The 20477-nt window shown below is 72.1% G+C and carries 16 protein-coding genes, 1 pseudogene and 1 riboswitch; of the genes and pseudogenes, 9 read left to right on the forward strand and 8 right to left on the reverse strand.

The window, feature by feature from the left end:
- Positions 1 to 264: 264 nt before the first annotated feature.
- Positions 265 to 789, forward strand: coding sequence for an ATP-binding protein (locus tag PUR71_RS30825; RefSeq protein WP_329930455.1), 525 nt, complete (start codon positions 265 to 267; stop codon positions 787 to 789).
- Positions 790 to 976: 187 nt separating this feature from the next.
- A complete protein-coding gene (locus tag PUR71_RS30830) occupies positions 977 to 1186 on the forward strand; it encodes a hypothetical protein (RefSeq protein ID WP_329930456.1) in 210 nt (69 codons plus the stop codon).
- Between the two features lie 41 nt (positions 1187 to 1227).
- Here PUR71_RS30830 and PUR71_RS30835 read toward each other — a convergent pair whose 3' ends face one another.
- Positions 1228 to 1500: a DUF397 domain-containing protein gene (locus tag PUR71_RS30835; RefSeq protein ID WP_329930457.1), complete on the reverse strand. Its 273-nt coding sequence runs from the start codon at positions 1498 to 1500 to the stop codon at positions 1228 to 1230.
- A 571-nt stretch (positions 1501 to 2071) separates the two neighbouring features.
- Between PUR71_RS30835 and PUR71_RS30840 the strand changes: the two genes are divergently transcribed.
- The 3 genes from PUR71_RS30840 (at position 2072) to PUR71_RS30850 (ending at position 5335) form a co-directional block, all read left to right on the forward strand.
- Positions 2072 to 3049, forward strand: coding sequence for a sirohydrochlorin chelatase (locus PUR71_RS30840; RefSeq protein WP_329930458.1), 978 nt, complete (start codon positions 2072 to 2074; stop codon positions 3047 to 3049).
- A 361-nt stretch (positions 3050 to 3410) separates the two neighbouring features.
- A riboswitch (cyclic di-AMP (ydaO/yuaA leader) is annotated at positions 3411 to 3572 on the forward strand.
- Positions 3573 to 3579: 7 nt separating this feature from the next.
- Positions 3580 to 4860, forward strand: a complete 1281-nt coding sequence (locus PUR71_RS30845) for a transglycosylase family protein (protein WP_443077653.1) — start codon at positions 3580 to 3582, stop codon at positions 4858 to 4860.
- A gap of 274 nt (positions 4861 to 5134) precedes the next feature.
- Complete coding sequence (locus tag PUR71_RS30850) at positions 5135 to 5335, forward strand: hypothetical protein (RefSeq protein ID WP_329930460.1); 201 nt, start codon at positions 5135 to 5137, stop codon at positions 5333 to 5335.
- 100 nt (positions 5336 to 5435) lie between these two features.
- Here the strand turns inward: PUR71_RS30850 and PUR71_RS30855 are convergent, their stop codons facing one another.
- The 5 genes from PUR71_RS30855 to PUR71_RS30875 all read right to left on the reverse strand — a co-directional run bounded on the left by PUR71_RS30855 (position 5436) and on the right by PUR71_RS30875 (position 11695).
- Positions 5436 to 6455 carry a LacI family DNA-binding transcriptional regulator gene (locus PUR71_RS30855; RefSeq protein WP_329930461.1) on the reverse strand — a complete coding sequence of 340 codons (1020 nt, stop codon included), beginning with the start codon at positions 6453 to 6455 and terminating at the stop codon, positions 5436 to 5438.
- Between the two features lie 25 nt (positions 6456 to 6480).
- Positions 6481 to 8178 carry a glycoside hydrolase family 13 protein gene (locus PUR71_RS30860; protein WP_329930462.1) on the reverse strand — a complete coding sequence of 566 codons (1698 nt, stop codon included), beginning with the start codon at positions 8176 to 8178 and terminating at the stop codon, positions 6481 to 6483.
- Between the two features lie 55 nt (positions 8179 to 8233).
- Positions 8234 to 9139 (reverse strand): sugar ABC transporter permease, encoded by a 906-nt coding sequence (locus tag PUR71_RS30865; RefSeq protein WP_329930463.1) that lies wholly within the window; start codon positions 9137 to 9139, stop codon positions 8234 to 8236.
- Positions 9140 to 9253: 114 nt separating this feature from the next.
- A complete protein-coding gene (locus PUR71_RS30870) occupies positions 9254 to 10258 on the reverse strand; it encodes a carbohydrate ABC transporter permease (RefSeq protein ID WP_329930464.1) in 1005 nt (334 codons plus the stop codon).
- Between the two features lie 159 nt (positions 10259 to 10417).
- On the reverse strand, positions 10418 to 11695 hold the full coding sequence (locus PUR71_RS30875; RefSeq protein WP_329930465.1) for an extracellular solute-binding protein: 1278 nt from the start codon (positions 11693 to 11695) through the stop codon (positions 10418 to 10420).
- Between the two features lie 421 nt (positions 11696 to 12116).
- On the opposite strand from PUR71_RS30875, the pseudogene PUR71_RS30880 reads away from it, so the two are divergent.
- Positions 12117 to 12210 (forward strand): annotated as a pseudogene (locus PUR71_RS30880) (GNAT family N-acetyltransferase); the annotation flags it as partial.
- Positions 12211 to 12254: 44 nt separating this feature from the next.
- Here the strand turns inward: PUR71_RS30880 and PUR71_RS30885 are convergent.
- Positions 12255 to 13331, reverse strand: coding sequence for an aldose epimerase family protein (locus tag PUR71_RS30885; RefSeq protein ID WP_329930466.1), 1077 nt, complete (start codon positions 13329 to 13331; stop codon positions 12255 to 12257).
- A 279-nt stretch (positions 13332 to 13610) separates the two neighbouring features.
- Positions 13611 to 16673, reverse strand: a complete 3063-nt coding sequence (locus tag PUR71_RS30890) for an ATP-binding protein (RefSeq protein ID WP_329930467.1) — start codon at positions 16671 to 16673, stop codon at positions 13611 to 13613.
- Between the two features lie 297 nt (positions 16674 to 16970).
- Between PUR71_RS30890 and PUR71_RS30895 the strand changes: the two genes are divergently transcribed.
- The 3 genes from PUR71_RS30895 to PUR71_RS30905 all read left to right on the forward strand — a co-directional run bounded on the left by PUR71_RS30895 (position 16971) and on the right by PUR71_RS30905 (position 20443).
- On the forward strand, positions 16971 to 17918 hold the full coding sequence (locus PUR71_RS30895) for a terpene synthase family protein (RefSeq protein ID WP_329930468.1): 948 nt from the start codon (positions 16971 to 16973) through the stop codon (positions 17916 to 17918).
- Positions 17919 to 18269: 351 nt separating this feature from the next.
- Positions 18270 to 19793 carry an acetaldehyde dehydrogenase ExaC gene (gene exaC, locus PUR71_RS30900; protein ID WP_329930469.1) on the forward strand — a complete coding sequence of 508 codons (1524 nt, stop codon included), beginning with the start codon at positions 18270 to 18272 and terminating at the stop codon, positions 19791 to 19793.
- 326 nt (positions 19794 to 20119) lie between these two features.
- A complete protein-coding gene (locus PUR71_RS30905) occupies positions 20120 to 20443 on the forward strand; it encodes a nuclear transport factor 2 family protein (protein ID WP_329930470.1) in 324 nt (107 codons plus the stop codon).
- Positions 20444 to 20477 lie beyond the last annotated feature (34 nt).

Raw genomic sequence — 20477 nt, forward strand, 5'->3', positions numbered from 1 at the left:
CACGTGAATCGACTCTTGCATCTGCAGTGAGCGCAGAGGACCATGGTGCACGTGCACCTGCACATCCCTGACAACCCCGCGGGCTCCGCGTCGACCCCACGCGCGACTCCGTGCACCAGCCCGGCAGCGTCCCCCGCGCCACCGGGCCTTCGTGTGCGCGCGCGCCTCGTCGAGGAGCGGGCCGTGCGGCCGAGCGAGTCGGAGGTGACCGGCATGACCCCGGCGGGTCCAGCCGTGTCCGCCCCCTTATGGGAGGAGCTCTTCATGGGCACCGGTACGGCTTTGGCGGTTGACCCCCATGTGGTCACCTGTACGCTCGCTCCTCGCTTCGAAGCCGTCAGAACCGCACGCGACTTCGCCAGGACCGCTCTGCAGCGCTGGGGGCTGATGGAGCTGTTCGACGACGTCGCGCTGGTCGCGTCGGAACTCGTGACCAACGCGCTGCGGCATGCGATCGGCGCACGGCCCGGCCCGATGGGCGGCGCCCTGGGCGAGTACGACTTTCCCACACAGCCCGTCGGCGACGGCAGACTGCCGATCCGAATAAGCCTCGTGCACCGCGCGCCGCAGATCGTCTGCGCGGTCAGCGACCCGAGCAGCACCGGCCCGGTGGCCCGGGAGGCGGACTTCGTGGCCGAATCCGGCCGCGGGCTGCACCTGGTGGACTCCTTCAGTCACTCCTGGGGCTGGCACCCGCTGGGCGGCGGCAAGGTCGTCTGGGCGCTGTTCGAGGCCGAAGCCCAGGCCGCGACCCCCGAATTCGGTGGCCGGCACCGGCGCTCCGCCTAGCGGCGGACGGGCTCGCACCCCCGCAGCGCGGGCGCGCGTCCCCGGATCGATGGAAACCCCGGGAGCAGCGCAGCCCCGGGAAGAAGCGGCAGTTCACCCCGGCCGGGCCTGCGCCGCAGACTCCCGGTCACCCCGCAGCGCAGTGCGCGGGGCAGGAGTGCGCTGGAGGGCGCAGAAGCCCGGGAAGGTGCACACCACCGAGCGCGTGACCACGCGCTTGACCACGCGCTTGACCCAGCGGCCGATCGGGCACGCAACCGAGCGCGCGACGAACCGCGCGGACGATCGCGGGGCCGAGCCCGCGAAGAAGAAAAAGGCCGTCGTGGTGTCAGCACCCACGACGACCCCCGATGGCTCCGAGTTCGGAGCGGTGGCCGGACCGACGGACGTCCGGTGAAGCGGCCGGACGACCGGACGAACGGCCCGGTGAACAGCCGGTCAGGCGGACAGGTGGTCGAACTCCCCGTCCTTGGCCCCCAGCAGCAGCGCGGCGATCTCGGCCCGCGTGTAGATGAGCGCCGGACCGTCCGGGAAGCGCGAGTTGCGCATCGCCACGTCGCCCCCCGGCAGCGCGGCGAACTCGACGCAGTTGCCCTGGGAGTTGCTGTGCAGGCTCTTCTGCCAGACCACTCCCTCCAACTCGGTGGCGGCCATCCCGTTGTAGGGAGCGTACGAGCCGCCCAGGTCCTGCGATTCGTGCGAGTCGTGCATAGAAGTCTCCCGAAGAGCCCCGGAGTTGCGGTCCAGCGCGGCGCTCCCGGCACCCGCCGAACGAACGGGCCGGCCCCGTACCAGCCCGGCACAACGCCTCACTTGACGCGATGATAGCTGCTGTGCACGTGCATCAGCACGAGACGGTGCAGGTGCACGAGGCCTTTCACCGGCCGACCTGAACTCTTCACGGACCCTTCTCGCGACGGTACGTAAACGGACATAGTCGACCGAACCGTCCACCCTCCGATAACCGGCCGTGAGCGGCCCCCCGCTGAATGTTGATCTTCGAAAGCCGGGAGTCGCGCACTCGTGACGCTCCGTCAGACAGCCCGTCGACTGTGAGACATCTCACGCGCCACGGATGCAACGTGACGCCCTGCCGACCGCGTCTCCAGGAGATACCGGTGGACGCGCGGGGGTTGGGGCAGGTATGTCCGGAATATGACCCAATGACCGCTCATCGGCCCGCGTACGCGGGACCTCCGCGCGCCGCGCACACCACGCTCGCGCGAAACCGGCACGGCAGCCGACTGCAGTCCTGACGGGCCGATGACCTACGATCTCCGCCATGAGCACCGCAGCCATCCCGGGCGCGCCACTGCCCGTTCGCACTCCAGGCTCCCGTGCGCGGGGGCGCCACCGTCGCCCCGAGCGCCCCGAGATCCCGGCCGGCTCCCCGGCCCTGGTGCTCGCCGTGCCCGCGACCGCCGGGCCCGAGTCCCGCTCGGTCGTCGAGGAACTGCTCTCGATCGTCCGCAGCGAGCAGAACGGCGTCCAGACCGCGGTGGGCTACCTCCCCGGCGAGGGCACCGAGGGCGCGGACGGCACCGAGCGCAGCATCGGCGAGCTGCTGGCGTCCGCCGCGGAGGCCGGCGTCCCGGCGCCGATCCTGGTGCCCCTGGTGCCCGGCCCGCACGACTTCCTGCCCGAACTCCACGCGCTCGCCGCCGAGTACGGCGCCCACGTCACCGACGTGCTGGGCCCGCACCCGCTGCTGGCCGAGGCCGTCCACGTGCGCCTGTCCGAGGCCGGGCTGGCCCGCGCCGACCGCGCCCGCCTGTTCGCCATCGCGACCGCCGCGGACGGCGTCGTGCTGACCACCGTGGGCGGCGAGGACGCCGCGGCCGCCGCCGGCATCACCGGCGTGCTGCTGGCCGCCCGCCTGGCCGTCCCGGTCGTCGCCGCCGCGCTCGACGTGCCCGGCTCGGTCGCCGCCGCCGTCGCGCACCTCAAGGAGACCGGCTCGCAGCGCCCCGCACTGGCCCCGCTGGTGATCGGCCCGGAGGCGGACTCCGAGCTGCTCGCCACGGCCGCCGAGGAGACCGGCTGCCCGTCCGCCGCGCCGCTCGGCGCCTACCAGACGGTCGGCCAGCTCATCGCCTCGCTGTACCTGGCCGCGCTGCCGACGCCGTCCGCGGAGGCCCTGGCGGCCGCCCAGGCCCAGGCCGAGGCCGAGGCGGCGGAGGCCGCCGCCGAGGGCTCCCGCGCGGCCCACGCGGCCACCGGGACGGCCCCCGGGGCGCCCGCGCAGGAGGTCGGCGAGTAGCCGCCGACCGCACGCACCGAAAGGGCCCGGAACGACTCCGTTCCGGGCCCTTTCGGCTTGCGGCGTAAAGGAATTAAGAACCTAATGTGCGAGATGTCCGTTCTGTGATTGTTTGCGATCGGGTGACCTTCCGTCATCCGAATCCTGAGCATCTGCCAGTTGTGCACATCCGCAGGTTTATTGCGAGAAAACGATCATTTTCGATCTTGGAAAAGGAAAGTTTTGGTGACTTTCCATAACCCGTGATGCGCATCACAGGTATTTGCAGTTCGAACTTAAGTCTGCTTAACGTGCTCCCCGTTCGTGACCACACGGACCCAGCTCATCCGCAACGCCGAGTCCTGCCGTCGGGTGCGCTGGAAGCGCGAAAACGCACCACGGCAGGAGCGGGGGACCCACAGGTAAGTCGCCCCGGACCGCTCCACGGAACGGTTCTGGGCTAGGGGTGAAGCCGCGCCACAGCGCGGCCGGGCAACTCCGGCCCGAATCCGACAGCTCACCTCGCAGGCGTGGGAGAGGACCGCGTCTTCATGCTGCCCACCAACGGCACTCGCCTGTCCAGCCGCACCCGCCGTGTGATCGCCGCCCTCGGCGTCGCGGGCGTCGGCCTCACCATCCCCTGCCTCACCTCCGGCACCGCCTCGGCCGCCTCCATCGCCACCTGGGACAAGGTCGCCCAGTGCGAGAGCAGCGGCGACTGGAGCATCAACACCGGCAACGGCTTCTACGGCGGCCTGCAGTTCACCTCCAGCACCTGGGCCGCCTTCGGCGGCACCTCGTACGCCCCGCAGGCCAACCAGGCCACCAAGGACCAGCAGATCGCCGTCGCCGAGAAGGTCCTCGCCTCGCAGGGCCCCGGCGCCTGGCCCGTGTGCTCCGTCCAGGCCGGCCTGACCGCTGGCGGCGCCCCGGCCGCGGTCGACACGTCCGCCGCCGCGAGCGCCACGAAGGCCGCCCCGGCCGCCCAGCCGTCCTCGAAGCCCGCCGTCAAGCCCGCCGCCCCGGCGCAGGACCAGGCGCAGGCCCCGGCCGCCGCCGACTCCGCCAAGGGCACCTGGGCGCAGAAGCGCCAGGACTGGGCCCAGGGCGGTGCCCGCACGGGCGCCCAGGCCGGTGCCTCGGACTACACCGTCGTGGCCGGCGACTGGCTGTCGACGATCGCCGACAAGCACAACGTCAAGGGCGGCTGGCAGCGTCTGTACGAGCTGAACCGCGGCACCCTGACCGACGGTCCGAACACCATCTACCCGGGCCAGCACCTGTCCTTCGGCGACTCCGCCCAGGCGCCGGCCGACCAGTCCGGTGACTTCAACTGGTTCGACCGCTCGCAGAAGCCGGGCCAGTCCTCCGCCGGGAACACCGTGAACGCCCAGCCGGCCGCCGCGGCCCAGACCCCGGCCGCCAAGCCGTCCTCGAAGCCCGCCACCCAGACCCCGGCCCCGGCCGTCACCGGCTCGATGGCCGCCGCGGTCGACTTCGCCAAGGCGCAGGTCGGCCAGGCGTACGTCTACGGCGGCACCGGCAACGGCGGCTGGGACTGCTCGGGCCTGACCCAGGCCGCGCTGCGCGCCGCGGGCATCTCGGTGCCGCGCGTCGCCAACGACCAGGCCGCCGCGAGCACCCACGTCTCGCTGGACAGCCTGCAGCCGGGCGACCTGCTGTTCTGGTCCAACAACGGCCAGGACTCCGGCGTCTACCACGTCGCGATCTACATCGGCGGCGGCCAGTACGTCGAGGCCGCCAACCCCAGCGCGGGCGTCCGCCTGCAGACCATCGCCAACTGGGCGCCGGACTTCGCCGGCCGCGTCTGAGGGTCCTTCCGGAACCGTCCCGCCGGGGGCGGTTGACGGATCGCGGGTAGCAGCGCGCAGCTGACAGATAACAGATAACAGCTGACAGATAACAGATTTCAACATCTGTCATCTGTCAGCTGCCACCCGCCCGCCCCCGGGGAGAGACTGGTCGCTCTCCCCGGGGCTTCGCCGTACCCGCACGCACCCGCCCCTCCGCGCACCGGAGCATTCGCATGGTCAAACCCCGGCCCAACGGGCATGCTGCTGCTCTGCACCCGAGGAGGAGTCACCCATGGCCCAGGTCACCGTCACGCTCGACGCGAACCTCGCGATCGACGCGATGATGCTTTCCGGCACCAAGAGTCCTCAGGACGCCGTCGAACTGATCCTGCGCGACTACCTGGCCCGCGGTCGCCGCACCGAGACCCGCACCGGCGACGCCGCCGACGGCCACCGCGTCACCGCCGACCGCCCGGCCGTCCAGGAGGGCTGACCCCGGCCGACCCGTTACGGCGCGCCGAAGGGCCCCGGAGAGCAACCGCCCTCCGGGGCCCTTCCCGCGGCCGTCACGGCCGTCGCCGGCCGGCCCGCCCTCAGCGCGCGCAGGCCCCTGTGGAGCCGCGCATGACCAGCTCCGGCTGGAACATGAACTCCCCGCGCTGGGCGGCGTTCGCGCCCACTTCCTCCAGCAGCGCGTCCACCGCCGCCGTCGCCATCGCCTCGACCGGCTGGCGGATCGTCGTCAGCGGCGGCTCGGTGAAGGCGATCAGCGGCGAGTCGTCGAAGCCGACCACCGACACGTCGTGCGGCACCGACAGCCCCCGCTGCCGCACCGCCCGGATGACCCCGAGCGCCATCATGTCGCTGCCGCACACGATCGCCGTGCACCCCTTGTCCAGCAGCGCGCCCGCCGCCGCGTGCCCGCCCTCGACGCTGAACAGCGTGTGGTGGACGAGCTCCTCGGCCTCCTCCTGCGTCCGCCCGAGGACGGCGCGCATCGCGGCCGTGAAGCCCTCGATCTTGCGCAGCACCGGCACGTACCGCTTCTGCCCGACCGCCAGCCCGATCCGCTCGTGCCCGAGCTCGGCGAGGTGCTGGACGGCCATCCACATCGCGGCCCGGTCGTCCGGCGAGATGAACGGCGCGTCGATCCGCTCGCTGAAGCCGTTGATCAGGACGAACGGCACCCCGCGCCCGGCGAGCCGGGCGTAGCGGTCGTGGTCGGCGGTGGAGTCGGCGTGCAGACCGGAGACGAAGACGATGCCCGCCACGCCCCGGTCCACCAGCATCTCGACCAGTTCGTCCTCGGTGGACCCGCCGGGCGTCTGGGTGCACAGCACCGGCGTGTAGCCGTGTCGGCTGAGCACCTGCTCGATGACCTGCGCGAGCGCGGGGAAGATCGGGTTGCTGAGCTCCGGCGTGATCAGCCCGATCAGCCCGGCGCTGCGCTGGCGCAGGCGGGTCGGCCGCTCGTACCCGAGCACGTCGAGGGCCGCCAGCACGGTCTGCCGGGTGGCGGCGGAGACGTTCGCCTTGCCGTTGAGTACGCGGGAGACGGTGGCTTCGCTGACCCCCGCCTGCGCCGCGATGTCTGAAAGTCGCGCCGTAGTCACGGTCCCAGAGCCTATTGCAACCACGTCAGACCGCCCACCAGCCGGTGCTGTCCGGTGCGAGCACCGTCTCGCCGCCGTCCACGACCAGCTCCGCCGAGGCGAGCAGCAGCCTCCCGGGGGCGGGTATGCGCACCGGCTCGGCACCGGTGTTGACCGTGCAGACGAAGGAGCCGCGGCGGAAGGCGAGCGTGCCCTGCGGGGCGTCCAGCCACTCGACCGCGGTGCCCGCGCCCAGGTCGGGCCGGGCCCGGCGGACGGCGAGCGCGCTGCGGTACAGCTCCAGGGTGGAGGTCGGGTCGCCGGTCTGCGCCTCGACGCTGAGCTCGGCCCACTGGGCCGGCTGCGGCAGCCAGGACGGCCCGCCGGCGACCGGTCCGAAGCCGTACGGCGCCTCGGTGCCGGACCACGGGATCGGCACGCGGCAGCCGTCGCGGTAGCCGTCCTGGCCGGCCTGGCGGAAGAAGGACGGGTCCTGGCGGACCTCGTCGGGCAGGTCGGTGACGTCCGGCAGACCGAGTTCCTCGCCCTGGTAGACGTACGCGGAGCCGGGCAGCGCGAGCATCAGCAGGGTGGCGGCGCGGGCCCGGCGCAGGCCGAGGGCGCGGTCGCCGGGGGTGCGGATCTGGGTGCCGAGGCCGGGCTCGTTGGCGAAGCGGGTGGCGTGCCGGGTGACGTCGTGGTTGGACAGCACCCACGTGGTGGGGGCGTCGACCGGGCGCATCGAGTCGAGCGAGACGTCGATGACCTCGCGCAGCGCGGCGGCGTCCCAGTCGGTCCCCAGGTACTGGAAGTTGAAGGCCTGGTGGAGCTCGTCGGGGCGGACGTAGTTGGCGGTGCGCTGGACGGTCGGGGTCCAGGCCTCGGCGACGCCGATCCGCTGGCCCGGGTACTCGTCGAGGATCTTGCGCCAGCTGCGGTAGATCTCGTGGACGCCGTCCTGGTCGAAGAACGGCATGACGTCGTTGCCGAGCAGCTTGAGCTGGTCGGAGCCGCCGAGGTCGGGCAGGCCGGGGGCCTTGACCAGGCCGTGCGCGACGTCGATGCGGAAGCCGTCCACGCCCATGTCGAGCCAGAAGCGCAGGATCGAGCGGAACTCGTCGGCTACGGCCGGGTTCTCCCAGTTGAAGTCGGGCTGCTCAGGCGCGAACAGGTGCAGGTACCAGTCACCGGGGGTGCCGTCCGGGTTCTCGGTGCGGGTCCAGGCCGGGCCGCCGAAGATGGACTCCCAGTCGTTGGGCGGCAGTTCGCCGCTCTCGCCCTTGCCGGGGCGGAAGTGGTAGCGCTCGCGCAGCGGGGAGGCGGGGCCCTCGCGCAGCGCGCGCTGGAACCACTCGTGCTGGTCCGAGGAGTGGTTGGGGACGAGGTCCACGATGATCCGCAGGCCCAGCTCGTGGGCGTCACGGATCAGCGCGTCCGCGTCCAGCAGGGTGCCGAACATCGGGTCCACCGCACGGTAGTCCGCCACGTCGTAGCCGGCGTCGGCCTGCGGGGAGGCGTAGAACGGCGAGAGCCAGACGGCGTCCACGCCGAGGTCGCGCAGGTAGGGCAGGCGGCTGCGGATGCCCGGCAGGTCGCCCATGCCGTCGCCGTTGGAGTCGGCGAAGCTGCGCGGGTACACCTGGTAGATGACCGCGTCCCGCCACCAGCCTCTGGACGCGCCGACGTTCGCCTCGTGAGCGGTGTCGGCGGCGGGCCGGGAGGTGTCGGCCAGGTTCTGGGTCATGGACGGAATCCCTCGTGGACTAGAGGAGCGACGAGCGCTGAGACGTGTGGTGGCGTTACGACTTGGAGGCGCCGGCGGTCAGGCCGGTCACCAGGTGCCGCTGCACCAGGTAGAAGAAGACCGAGGACGGGATCGCGATCAGCACCGCGGTGGCGGCCATGAAGTTCCACTGGGCGTCGTGTTCGCTGACGAAGGTCTGCAGGCCGACGGCCAGCGTGTACTTGTCGGAGCTGAGCATGAAGGTGGAGGCGAACGCGACCTCGGCCCAGGCGGTCAGGAAGGAGTAGAACGCGGCCACCGCCAGGCCCGGGCGGGCGAGCGGCAGGACCAGGCGCCAGAAGGTGCCGATCGGGCTGAGCCCGTCGACCCGGCCGGCCTCGTCGATCTCCACCGGGATGGTGTCGAAGTAGCCCTTCAGCAGCCAGGCGCAGTAGGGCACGGTGGTGGTCGAGTAGACCAGGATCAGGCCGGTGTAGCCGTCGAGCAGGCCGAGCTCGGACAGGATCGTGTACATCGGCACGATCAGCACCGCGATCGGGAACATCTGGGTGACCAGCAGCGACCACATCAGCGGCTTGTGGCCGGGGAACTTCATCCGGGAGACGGCGTAGCCGGTGGTCGCGGCGACCATGACGCCGAACGCCGTGGTGACGCCGGAGACCAGGAAGGAGTTGCCGAACCAGGTGAAGAAGTCGGTGCCGAACAGCACGTGGTCGTAGTTCGACAGGGTCAGCTTGCCGAGGATCTCGCCGGGGTGGAGGTAGTCCGTCTTGTCCGGGCCGAGGGAGATGTAGAGGATCCACAGCACCGGGAACAGGGCGATCAGGCTGGCGAGGATCAGGGCGCCGTGGGACAGCGCGGTGACCAGCGGGCTGCTCTGGCCGCGGCCGCGGACCTTGGCGGGCCGGGCGGCCGGTGCGGGGCGCGCGGCCTGCGCGGGGGCTTCGGTGGTGGTGCTCATCGGGGGTACCTGCCTTCGTGGGTCAACTGGGTCCGGGGCCACAGCCGTTGGCCGCCTGCTGTTGGCTCGCCGGCCATCGGCCTGCCAGCCGCTGGCCTGCCAGCCGTTGGCCTGCTAGCCGTTGGCCTGCTCGTTGCGGGCGAGCCAACGCCGGTAGAAGGCGGTGAAGACGATGAGGATGGAGAGCAGGATCACGCCGTACGCGGCGGACTGCGCGTAGTCCCGGGGCTGCTGGCCGAAGCCGAGGCGGTAGGCCCAGGTGACGAGCAGCTGGGCGTCGGAGCCGCCGCTGGTGCCGAACAGCAGGAAGATGACGGCGAACTGGTTGAAGGTCCAGATCACGCCGAGCAGGACGACGGTCGAGGAGACGGTGCGCAGTCCGGGCAGGGTGACGTGGCGGAAGCGCTGCCACGGGGTGGCGCCGTCCATCTCGGCGGCCTCGTACAGCTCGGCCGGGATGGACTGGAGGCCGCCGAGCAGCGAGATCATCATGAACGGCACGCCGACCCAGGTGTTGACCAGGACGGCGGCGGCCTTCTGGGCCAGCGGGTCGTCCAGCCAGCCGGGCTGGGGCAGGTGGAGGGCGGAGAGCAGGCCGTTGACGGCGCCGCCGTCGGCGAGCATCAGGCGCCAGGAGAAGACGGTGACGAAGGTCGGGACGGCCCACGGGAGGATGAGCAGCATCCGGTAGACGGCGCGTCCGCGCAGCTTCTTGTTCAGCAGCAGGGCGAGGCCCAGGCCGATGGTGTAGTGCAGGACGACGCAGAGCACCGTCCAGGTGATGGTCCACACGAAGTGGGACCAGAAGCGGTCGTACGAGCCGGGGCCCCACAGGATGTCGGCGTAGTTGTGGAAGCCGACGAACTTGTAGCTGGCCGGGATGTGGTTGACGCCGATGGTGCGGGCCGAGTTGAGGCTGTTGGCGTCGGTGAGGGTGAGCCAGACGCCCTCGACGAGCGGGTAGAGCACGAGCACGCCGAGCACGAGCACGACCGGGGCGATCATCGCGTAGGCGTACCAGTGCTTGGCGTACGAGCGCTTGAGGCGCTCCAGCGGGCCCGGACGCTGCTCGCGCGGCCGGCTGCCCTTGCCGGTGGCGCCCTGCACGGCGACTGACATCGATTGCACCTTCTCGGGGGGAGGTCTCGGGGAGAGCGGGTCCGGCCGCCTCGGGTGGAGCTGGTCGAGCGGGTGGAGCTGGTCCGGCCGCCGGGCCCGCCGGGGGGTGAGGGACGTGGGGGTGTCCCTCACCCCGGCGGCGGGCCGGGCGGCTGACGACTACTTGGCGAAGCCCGGGAGGAGCTTGGCGTAGTCGGTGGCGACGGTGCTCAGCGCGTCCTGGGTGCTGGTGCCCTGGACGGCCTTGCCGAGGTTGGTGCCGAGCGAGGCGAACAGCGAGCTGTACTCGGGCAGTTCGGGGCGCGGCTTGGCACTGGCGAGGACGGCCTGGAAGCCGGCGATGCCCGGGTCGGCCTTGACGTCGGCGGTGAAGGCGTCGGAGCGGGTCGGCAGGGTGGAGTTCTTCTGCGCGATGAACGCCTGGCTCTCGGCCGAGGTCATGAAGGCGGCGAACTTCTCGGCGGCGGCCTTGTGGGCGGCGTCGGAGCCGGCGTAGACAGAGATGTTGTGGCCGCCGGTCGGGGCGCCGGCCTTGCCGCCGGAGCCGGCCGGGACGGCGGCGATGCCGAGGTTCTTCTTGTCGGCGAAGGCGGAACCCTTGTAGATGTTGGTGATCTCCCAGGGGCCCTGGATGATCGCCGCGACCTTGCCGCTGTTGAAGGCGTCCATCATGTGCGCGTAGGCGTCGGTGGTGACGTCGGCCTTGGCGGTGCCGGGCGAGGTGAACATCGACTTGTAGGTCTCGATGCCCTTGACGGCCTCGGGCGAGGTGATGGTGATCTTCTTGCCGGCGGCGTCGACGGTGTCGGTGCCCTCGCCGAACAGGAACGGCATCGCGTAGTAGCCGTCGGCGGCCTTCAGCCAGAAGCCGTCGACGCCGTCCTTGTCCTTGACGGTGGCGGCGTCGGCCTTGAGCTCGTCCCAGGTCTTCGGGGCCTCGGTGATCCCGGCCTTGGCGAAGAGGTCCTTGTTGTAGAGCAGGCCCAGGGTGTCGGTGACCAGCGGGACGCCGTACAGCTTGCCGTCGTACTTGGCCTGCTGGATGAGGCTGGGCTGGAAGGCGGAGGTGTCGGCGGCCGCGGGGGTGCCGTCGAGCGGCTCCAGGTAGCCGGCCTTGGCGAAGGCGGCGGTCCAGCCGACCTCGGAGCGGAAGACGTCGGGCGCGCCCTTGGCCCCCATGGCGGTCTGCAGCTTGTTCTGGGCCTGGTCGAACGGCACGTTGACGAAGTCGACCTTGATGGTCGGGTTGGCCGCCTCGAACTTCTTGACCAGTTCCTGGTAGTTCGGCGCCTCGTTGGTGGCGTTCGAGGTGTCCCAGTACGTGAGGGTGACCGGCCCGTCGGCCTTGCCGTCCGAGCTGGAGCCGCTGCTGCCACAGGCAGCCATCGAGACCGCGAGGGCCACAACGAGGGCAGAGGCCGCGATGCCACGCCGCATGAGAACTCCTTGGGAGGGTGGGGGTGCCCGAGATGTTCGGAGACAGGCGCATAATGGCTGCCTCGTGCCGACTGCACCTTCGCTGCCGTCGGGCTGGAAGGAAGTTAACAGCGGGCGAAACGTCACGGAAACCCCTTGCAGAAACTTTCTGCAAGAAACGGCGATCGTTACAGCCGCGTGTCCTGGATGTTGCCGCACGGTAGTGGACCGTGCCCGGCTATGTCCGAGTTCGAGCGTTTCGCTCCGGCAGCCTGTGCCCTGGAACACCACCCTGTGTGGCGGAAAGCCGCTTGCAGGAGATTCGGCGGCATGCGCATCAGACCAGCCGTGAAGGACGAACTGCCCCTGCTGTGCGGGCTGGAACGGGCCGCCGAATCCCCTTCACCGCCATCGGCATGCCGGAGATCGCCGAGGACGAGACCGCTGCGGCTTCCCCCCCGCTCGCCGACGGCGACCTCACGCCGGGCCTGCGGGAGATCCGCCGCAAGGAGGCCGAGCACGGCCTCGACCGCTGACCCCGGCTCCGCATGCGCCGGGACCCGCCGGAATCCCGGCAGGACTAGTTCGTCCCGAAGCGCAGGACGGTCGTCGAGCGGAACTCCTCCCCCGGGCGCAGCACCGTGCTGGGGAAGTCCGGGTGGTGCGGGGAGTCCGGGAAGTGCTGCGTCTCCAGCGCGATCCCGGCGAACGGCCCGTACGCCACGCCGCTCGCGCCCGTCACCGCGCCCTGGAACTTGTTGGCCGTGTAGACCTGGACGCCCGGCTCGGTGGTCAGCACCTCCAGGGTGCGCCCGCCGGTCGGCTCCTCCAGGAACGCCGCCCGGGCCGGGGTGCCGTCGGCCGGGCGCGGGCGCAGCACCCAGTTGTGGTCGTACCCGCCGGGCCCGGTCAGCTGCGGGTGCTCGTCGTGGACGGACTTGCCGATCGGCCGGGCCGTGGTGAAGTCGAACGGCGTGCCGGCCACCGGTTCGGTCCGGCCGGTCGGGATCTGCCGCTCGTCGGCCGGGGTGTAGGCGTCGGCGTCGAGGGTGAGCAGGTGCCCGAGGACGTCGCCGGAGCCTTCACCCGCCAGGTTGACGTAGGCGTGGTTGGTGAGGTTCAGGACGGTGGGCTTCGTGGTGACGGCCCGGTAGGCGATGGTCAGGTCGCCCCCGGCCTCGAGGGTGTGGTCGAGGGTGTAGGTGACGGTGACGTCGAGGGCGCCGGGGAAGCCCTGGTCGCCGTCCGGGCTGTGCAGCCGCAGTTCGACGCCGCCGGGGACCTCGGTTGCGGCCCACATGCGGTGGGCGAAGCCGTCCGGGCCGCCGTGCAGGGTCATGCCGCCGCCGGTGGGGGCGAGCGGGTGGTCCTCGCCGTCGATGGTGATCCGCGAGCCGTCGATCCGGTTGGCGTAGCGGCCGACGACGGTGCCGTAGTGCCGGGCCGGGCCGAGGATCTGGGCCAGTTCGTCGGCGGCGAGCAGGACTTGGGCGCGGCGGCCGGCCCGGTCGGGCGCGGTGAGGGTGTGCAGGGTGGCGCCGAGGGTGAGCACGCTCGCCTCGTACGGGCCGGCGGTGAGCGTCCAGCGCTGGATCGCGGCGCCCGCGCCCGAGGGGTCGAGGGGTTCGTGGCGCACGCCGGTGGCCTGAGTCGCCATGCCCTGCTGCTCCTCACTGGCGGCCGCGCAGGTGTCGCGGTCGCGCCGAACGGGGGTCGGTCCGGGGGGGCCGGGGGTGGGCCGGGAACACGGTCGGGGTTCGGCCGGGAACACGGTCGGGACGTCGGCCGTGGCCGCCCCGGTGTGCGTCAGCCTAACGACGGGAACGGCCGCGGGGGCGCTCCCGAACCCCCGCGCGCCGCCCGTGCGCTTCCATCCGCCCGGCCCGGACGAACGGTCGCGGATGCCCGTGCGCGGACGGGCGGCGCGCGGGAGGGGTCAGGAGTCGCCCGCCTGCTCCTCCTCCGACTCCCCGATCGGCCCCGTCGGCTGGGCCGGCGTGGTCGGCCGGGTGGGCCGGGTGGCGCGCGGCTGGCCCGGCAGCCCGAGCGCGGTGGCCAGGCCGTCCGGCCCGCTGCCCGCCTTGCGGTAGACCGCGGCCAGCCGCCGGTTGACCAGACTCAGCTGCAGCCCGAGTTCGTCGGCGATCCGCTGCGGCGGCACGCCCCGCAGCGCGAGCTGGGCGACGTCCCACTCCGGCTGGCTGAGCGCCTCGCGGGAGGCGCGGAAGTCGCCCAGACGGTTGGGCCGCAGGCCGTAGTTGGCGAGCTCCCGGCGCGCCTGCTCGACCAGGCCCTCGGCCGAGCAGTGCTGGGCCAGCTCGATGCCCTGGTAGAGGTACTCCTGGGCGTCCTCCAGCCGCCCGACCCGGCGCAGCGCCGCGCCGAGCTCGACCAGCGCGACGGCGTGCTCGTAGCCGGCCGGGGACTGGCCGAGGTAGGTCACGGACTGTTCCAGGAGCTCGACCGCCTGCTGGCCGTCCTCGATCTGGGCGTGCAGGCGCAGCGCGGTGCCGATCGCCGAGGCGGTGCCGAACGTCCGGGCGTCATGGACGGCCTTGTGGGCGTACTCGCGGGCGCGGTCGGGCTCGTCCTGGGCGATGGCGATGGCGAGGTGGCCCGCCCATGGCGCCCAGACGGTGTTGTGCCAGCCGCGGGCCTCCAGCTGGGCGCCGGCCTCGGTGAGCGCGGCGGCGGCGCCGGCGTAGCGCCGCTTGGCGACGAGCAGCTTGCCGTACAGCGAGGGCGCGTCGGGCAGCACCATCGCGGTGTCGTGGTACGGCGGCTGGAAGCCGAAGCCGGTGGCGAGGTCCCAGGCCTCCTCGACGCGTCCGCGCGCGAGCAGGGTGTCGACGAGCACGCCGACGGCGTCCCACGCGAGCGGCAGCTTGGGGGCGATCCGCTCGGAGAGCCGCAGGGCGCGGCGCAGGAAGTCCTCGGCCTCGGCGAGCAGGCCGCGGCGGAAGCGGGCGAGGCCCATCAGGAAGTAGGCGAAGCCCCGGTGGGCACCGCTCCACCCGGCGACCTCGAACTGGACGATGGCGTCGGCGAACAGCCGCTCGGCCTGGGCGATGCGGTCGTTGTAGGTGTAGGTGAGGCCGAGCATCGAGGGCAGTTCGAAGCCCCAGGTGTTGTCGGTCCAGCCGAGGCCCTTGGGCAGCCGGCCGGCCTCCAGGACGTCGTCGGCGTGGGCGAGGGCGTCGGCGGAGGGTTCGCCGCGCAGGGTGAGGTCCCAGGCGCGCATCGCGAGGACGGCGCGGTCGGCGGCCTCGCGGCCGGTGAGGCCCTCGCACATCTCGCCGAGCCGCCGGGAGCGGCCGGGCCCGTCCTCCTCGGACTTGCGGAAGGCGTGCCACATGAACGAGGCGGCCTGCAGGCGCAGCCGGCCCGCGGCGTCGCCGGTGGCGGCGACCTCCTCCTGGCACACCAGCGCGGCCTCGCGCAGTTCGCCGCTGTGCGCGAGCACCTCGGAGAGCCGGAACGTGGCGTCCACCCGCAGTTCGGGGCGCAGCGGCCCCTCCTCCGGGTCGAGGGCGAGCTTGAGCTGGTTGACGGTGGCGACGGGGTCGGTGAGCAGGGCGGAGCAGCCGAGTTCGTAGAGCACCTCGGCGCGGATGTCGTCGGCGGGCGGCTCGTTGAGGGCGCGGTGCAGGCAGCGCTGGGCGGCCTCGGGAGCGCCGATGAGCAGGTGTTCGGCGGCGGCCTTGCGCAGCTTGCGCACGGTGCGGTCGTCGCCCTCGCCCGCGAAGGTCTCGACGAGGTGGCGGGAGGCGGCGAGCAGGCCGAGCCCGGCGTTCTCGATCTCGGCCGCGGCGACGCCGTGCATGCCGGTGCGGGTGGCCTCCGGCATGGTGTTGTAGATCGAGCTGCCGATCAGCGGGTGGACGAACTCCAGGTTCCCGTTGGGGGTCTGGGTCAGGACGCGGTGCTTGCGCAGCTGCTTGATGGACTCGCGGGCACCCTCGGCGCTCTGGGTGGAGATGCGGGTCGCGAGGTCGATCCGGATGTCGGTGCCGAGCATGGCGCAGGCCCAGGCGAAGCGCAGGGTGCTGGCGCCGAGCCGGTCGACCCAGGTCTTGAGGGTCATCCCGTTGGCGTCGACGGCGAGTTCGCGCAGTTGGACGGAGTTCTCCTCGACCGGTTCGAGCTCCTGGTCGCGGACCTGGTCGAGCAGGGCGATGGCCTCGTAGGGGTTGCCGTTGACGACGTTCCAGAACTCGTAGCAGAAGGCGTCCTCGGCCTTCTCGCCGAGTTCCGCGCGGATGATGTCCGTGACCGAGACGAGGGACAGGCGGTTGAGTTCGTGCCGACGGGTGGCGAGCTTGAGGACGGTGGAGTGGTGGGGGTGGGCTTCGGGCTGCCAGTCGTGTTCGTCCTCGCGGAACGCGAAGACGAGCAGGACGGGCAGTTCGCGTGCGCGGACGGCGAACTGGGTGAGCCAGGAGAGGGATTCCAGGTCGGCCCAGTGCAGGTCGTCGACGATCATCACCAGGGGTGCGCTGCGGGGCGCGAGCTGCGTGAGGACGTAGTCCAGTCCGTCGCGCACGCCCTGCGGGTCGAGCCGACGGGCGCCGGCCTTGGGCTGCTTGAGGCCCATGGCCGGTCCGACGACCTCTTCCCAGGTGCCCATCACCTGGCGGAACTCGGCGGGCGGGAGAGCGGTGAGCGCGGGCTGCAGCAGCTGGCGCAGCACGTGGTAGGGCTCCTTGACCTGCTGTTCGCCGCCGCGGGCGAACAGCACGGTGGCACCGTCGCGGAGCTTGGCGGTGCGCCGCACCTCGTGGAGCAGACTGGTCTTGCCGATGCCGGGGCGGCCGGAGATGGTGAGGAGTTCGCCGATCTCGGTGCCGCCGGCGGCGAATTCGCGGCACAGCTTGTCGACGGCGGTCTCGGCGGAGCGCAGTTCCGCGTCGCGGTCGCGCAGTCTGACCCGGGGAGCGGCGCCGTCCCCGTCCCGGCCGGGGCCGGTTCCCGCCCGAAGTCCGTTGCCCTGCTCGGTCACGTCATGCCTCCGCCGCTCCTGCTGGCTGCCTGGTCGTGTGCCGAGGTTAGCGCCGTGGGGGGCGTGCCGTGCGGCATTCGCGCAGGCTGAGACGGACGGTGAGGGTTCGGAAGGCTTGCCAAGGGCAATTGCCCTATATCCCTAACGTCCGATCATTACATCCGATACCCTACGGCCCGCGAGGCGAAGATGATCTTGTCCTGTCACCGTCACCCCCCGAGCCTCGCTGCGCCAACTCCCCCCACACACCGTATCCGAACCGCTAGCGCCCCCACCCTCCGCTGCACCGGGAGTCCGATGTCTGACGACAGCTCACTTCAGATCCCGTTCCCGCACCGCCGCAGTTCCCACATCCCGCACGCCGCCGCGCTGCACCGGGACTGGCTCCACCGCCACCCGTTGCTGCCCGACGCCGATCGCACCGGGTACGCCCACTGGGAGATCGTCGAACTCGCCGCCCTGGGCTACCCGGACGCCGGGCCGGACGACCTCGCGCTCGCGGCCGACCTGATGGGCTTCTACTTCCTCTTCGACGACCAGTTCGACGGCCCGCTCGGCCGCCGGCCCACCGAGGTCGCCCCGATCTGCGAACGGCTCATCGCGGTCCTGCACGGCGCGCGCGCCGACCAGCGATCCCCCGTCGAGACCGCGTTCGCGGACCTCTGGAACCGCAGCGCGCGCGGCATGCCCGCCCGCTGGCAGGCCCGCGCCGCCTACAACTGGGAGTGGTACCTGGCCAGCCACCCGGCCGAGGCCGCCGGACGGATCTCCACCCGCCCGCCGGACCGGGCCGGCTACCTCGCGCTCCGGCGCGGCACCGCGGCCATGGAGACCATCTTCGACATGGTCGAACGGCTCGGCCAGTTCGAGGTGCCGCCCGCCGTCCTGCACCACCCGGTGCTCCGCCAGCTGCGCCAACTGGCGGCCGACATACCCTCGTTGAGCAACGACGTGCGGTCCTTCCCGCTGGAGGCCCCGCGCGGCGACGTCAACAACCTCGTGCTGATCGTCCAGCGCGAGCGCCGCTGCTCGGCCGAGGAGGCCTGCGCGGTCGTCCTCGACGAGGCGCAGATCATGGTGGAGCGCTGCGGCGAACTGCACGCCCAACTCCCCGAGGTCTACCGGGAGCTGGGCCTGTCCCGGGTCGAGGCGAGCATCGCCCAGCGGTACGCCGACGGGCTGCTCACCTGGCTGGCCGGCTACCAGCACTGGGAGTCCCGCACGGGCCGCTACCACTCCGTCTGACACCGCTGCCGCCCGGCGCCACCCGCCGGGACACCGCCCCGTCCGGCACCACTGCGCCGGACGCCACCGCGTCCGACCCCGGACGCCCGCCGGTACCACGCGGCGCGCGGCCGGGCCCCGGCGATCTCCACAACGGCCGGAACGCGCACCCTCCGTACACGAGTTCCGTACGGAACGTATCCGCACCGCGCCGTCGCGACTATCGTGCTCCGCGGCGGACGCCCGAAGGGCGCCCGCCGCGAGCGCGCGTTCACATCCCTCCCGCCGGACCGCTCCCGAACCGGGCGGTCCGGCGCGCCGCCCCGCCACAGGGCGCGGGCAGCGCCCGACGTCGCGAGGAGACACCAGAGCATGACGGTCTACCAGCCGCCCGGCACCCCCGGCAGCATCGTCGCCTACCGTCCGCGCTACGAGCACTGGATCGGCGGCGACCGGGTGCCACCGGTGCGCGGCGAGTACTTCGGGAACCCGACCCCGGTCACCGGGGAGGTCTTCACCGAGGTCGCCCGCGGCACCGCCGAGGACATCGAGGCCGCCCTGGACGCCGCCCACGCCGCCGCGCCCGCCTGGGGACGCACCAGCGCCGCCGAGCGCGCCCAGGTGCTCCTGCGCCTGGCCGACCGGATGGAGGCGAACCTGGAACAGCTGGCCGTCGCCGAGAGCTGGGAGAACGGCAAGCCGGTGCGCGAGACCCTCGCCGCCGACCTCCCGCTCGCCGTCGACCACCTGCGCTACTTCGCGGGCGCGCTGCGCGCCCAGGAGGGCGGCATCTCCCAGCTGGACGAGGACACCGTCGCCTACCACTTCCACGAGCCGCTGGGCGTGGTCGGCCAGATCATCCCGTGGAACTTTCCGATCCTGATGGCGATATGGAAGCTCGCCCCGGCGATCGCGGCCGGCAACGCCGTCGTCCTCAAGCCCGCCGAGCAGACCCCGGCCTCCGTCCTCCTGCTCGCCGAGCTGACCGCCGACCTGCTGCCGCCCGGCGTCGTCAACATCGTGACGGGCTTCGGCGAGGAGGCCGGCGCCCCGCTCGCGGCCAGCCCCCGGATCCGCAAGATCGCCTTCACCGGCGAGACCAGCACCGGCCGCCTCATCTCCCGCGCCGCCAGCGACAACCTGATCCCGGTCTCGCTGGAGCTCGGCGGCAAGAGCCCCAACGTGTTCTTCGAGGACGTCGCCGACGCCACCGACGCCTTCTACGGCAAGGCCGTCGAGGGCTTCGCGATGTTCGCCCTCAACCAGGGCGAGGTGTGCACCTGCCCGAGCCGGGCCCTGATCCAGTCCTCGGTCTACGAGCGCCTGCTGGCCGACGGCCTGGAGCGGGTCCGCGCGATGCGCCAGGGCAACCCCCTCGACACCGAGACCCAGGTCGGCGCGCAGGCCAGCGCCGAGCAGCTGAAGAAGATCCTCTCCTACTTCGACATCGGCCGCGCCGAAGGCGCGAAGGTCCTCGCCGGCGGCGAGCAGGCCGACCTCGGCGGCGCCCTGGCCGGGGGGTACTACGTGACGCCGACGGTCTTCGAGGGCGACAACCGGATGCGGGTCTTCCAGGAGGAGATCTTCGGCCCGGTGGTCTCCGTCACCCGCTTCGCCGACTTCGCCGAGGGCGTCGCGCTCGCCAACGACACCCAGTACGGCCTCGGCGCGGGCGTCTGGACCCGGGACCTCAACACCGCCCACCGCGCCGGCCGTGCCATCCAGGCCGGCCGCGTCTGGACGAACTGCTACCACGCCTACCCGGCCCACGCGGCCTTCGGCGGCTACAAGAACTCCGGCATCGGCCGGGAGACCCACAAGGCGCTGCTGGAGCACTACCAGCAGACCAAGAACCTGCTGGTCAGCTACTCCCCCGACGAGGTCGGCTTCTTCTGAACCGGAACCTCCCGACCGGAATCCTCCCGCTGGATCCCTACCGCTGGATCCCTACCGCTGGCTGCCTCCCGCTGGATCCCTGCGGCCGAACGGGAGCGGGAGGCCGTCACCGGCCTCCCGCTTCGCCGCCACTCCCCGTGGCCCGCGGCGCGGACGCCTGACGTCCGCACCGCATCCCTGCGTTTCAGGGCGAACCGCCCGATCCAGGATGATTCCGGATCAAAGCACATGAATCATCGAATTTTCCGACGCGCCGCCGACATGCCCGGACACGCCCGGCGGACGGCCTAGACAGGAGGCCCGTCCCTTCCACCCCGGGAGTCCCCATGACCATCTCCCCCGCCAAGCTCTCCGACCCGACCGTGCGCGCCTTCGTCACGGCGGTCAACGCCGGCGACCGCGACGCCTTCCTCTCCGTCCTCACCCCGGACGCCACCATGTCCGACGACGGCTCCGACCGCGACCTCGACGACTGGACCGAGCGGGAGATCTTCTCCTCGCGCGGCCGCATGGACGTCCAGACCGAGTCCGCCGGCGGCCACGCCCTCGTCGCCGACTTCACCAACGACACCTGGGGCCAGATGCGCACCGCCTGGCGGTTCACCGTCCACGCCGGGAAGATCAGCCGATTCGAGACCGGCCAGGCGTGAGCGCCACCGTCCAGCGGGCCGGGACGGTCCCGGC

The sequence above is a fragment of the Streptomyces sp. SP17BM10 genome, from assembly GCF_036322405.1.
Taxonomy (GTDB): domain Bacteria; phylum Actinomycetota; class Actinomycetes; order Streptomycetales; family Streptomycetaceae; genus Kitasatospora.

What these genes read in the sequence shown, in the direction of transcription:
- PUR71_RS30895 (WP_329930468.1), top strand. Translation starts at nt 16,971, where the DNA reads ATGTCTGACGACAGCTCACTTCAGATCCCGTTCCCGCACCGCCGCAGT.
- PUR71_RS30840 (WP_329930458.1), top strand. Translation starts at nt 2,072, where the DNA reads ATGAGCACCGCAGCCATCCCGGGCGCGCCACTGCCCGTTCGCACTCCA.
- exaC (WP_329930469.1), top strand. Translation starts at nt 18,270, where the DNA reads ATGACGGTCTACCAGCCGCCCGGCACCCCCGGCAGCATCGTCGCCTAC.
- PUR71_RS30905 (WP_329930470.1), top strand. Translation starts at nt 20,120, where the DNA reads ATGACCATCTCCCCCGCCAAGCTCTCCGACCCGACCGTGCGCGCCTTC.
- PUR71_RS30885 (WP_329930466.1), bottom strand. Translation starts at nt 13,331, where the DNA reads ATGGCGACTCAGGCCACCGGCGTGCGCCACGAACCCCTCGACCCCTCG.
- PUR71_RS30825 (WP_329930455.1), top strand. Translation starts at nt 265, where the DNA reads ATGGGCACCGGTACGGCTTTGGCGGTTGACCCCCATGTGGTCACCTGT.
- PUR71_RS30875 (WP_329930465.1), bottom strand. Translation starts at nt 11,695, where the DNA reads ATGCGGCGTGGCATCGCGGCCTCTGCCCTCGTTGTGGCCCTCGCGGTC.
- PUR71_RS30865 (WP_329930463.1), bottom strand. Translation starts at nt 9,139, where the DNA reads ATGAGCACCACCACCGAAGCCCCCGCGCAGGCCGCGCGCCCCGCACCG.
- PUR71_RS30850 (WP_329930460.1), top strand. Translation starts at nt 5,135, where the DNA reads ATGGCCCAGGTCACCGTCACGCTCGACGCGAACCTCGCGATCGACGCG.
- PUR71_RS30860 (WP_329930462.1), bottom strand. Translation starts at nt 8,178, where the DNA reads ATGACCCAGAACCTGGCCGACACCTCCCGGCCCGCCGCCGACACCGCT.
- PUR71_RS30845 (WP_443077653.1), top strand. Translation starts at nt 3,580, where the DNA reads ATGCTGCCCACCAACGGCACTCGCCTGTCCAGCCGCACCCGCCGTGTG.
- PUR71_RS30835 (WP_329930457.1), bottom strand. Translation starts at nt 1,500, where the DNA reads ATGCACGACTCGCACGAATCGCAGGACCTGGGCGGCTCGTACGCTCCC.
- PUR71_RS30870 (WP_329930464.1), bottom strand. Translation starts at nt 10,258, where the DNA reads ATGTCAGTCGCCGTGCAGGGCGCCACCGGCAAGGGCAGCCGGCCGCGC.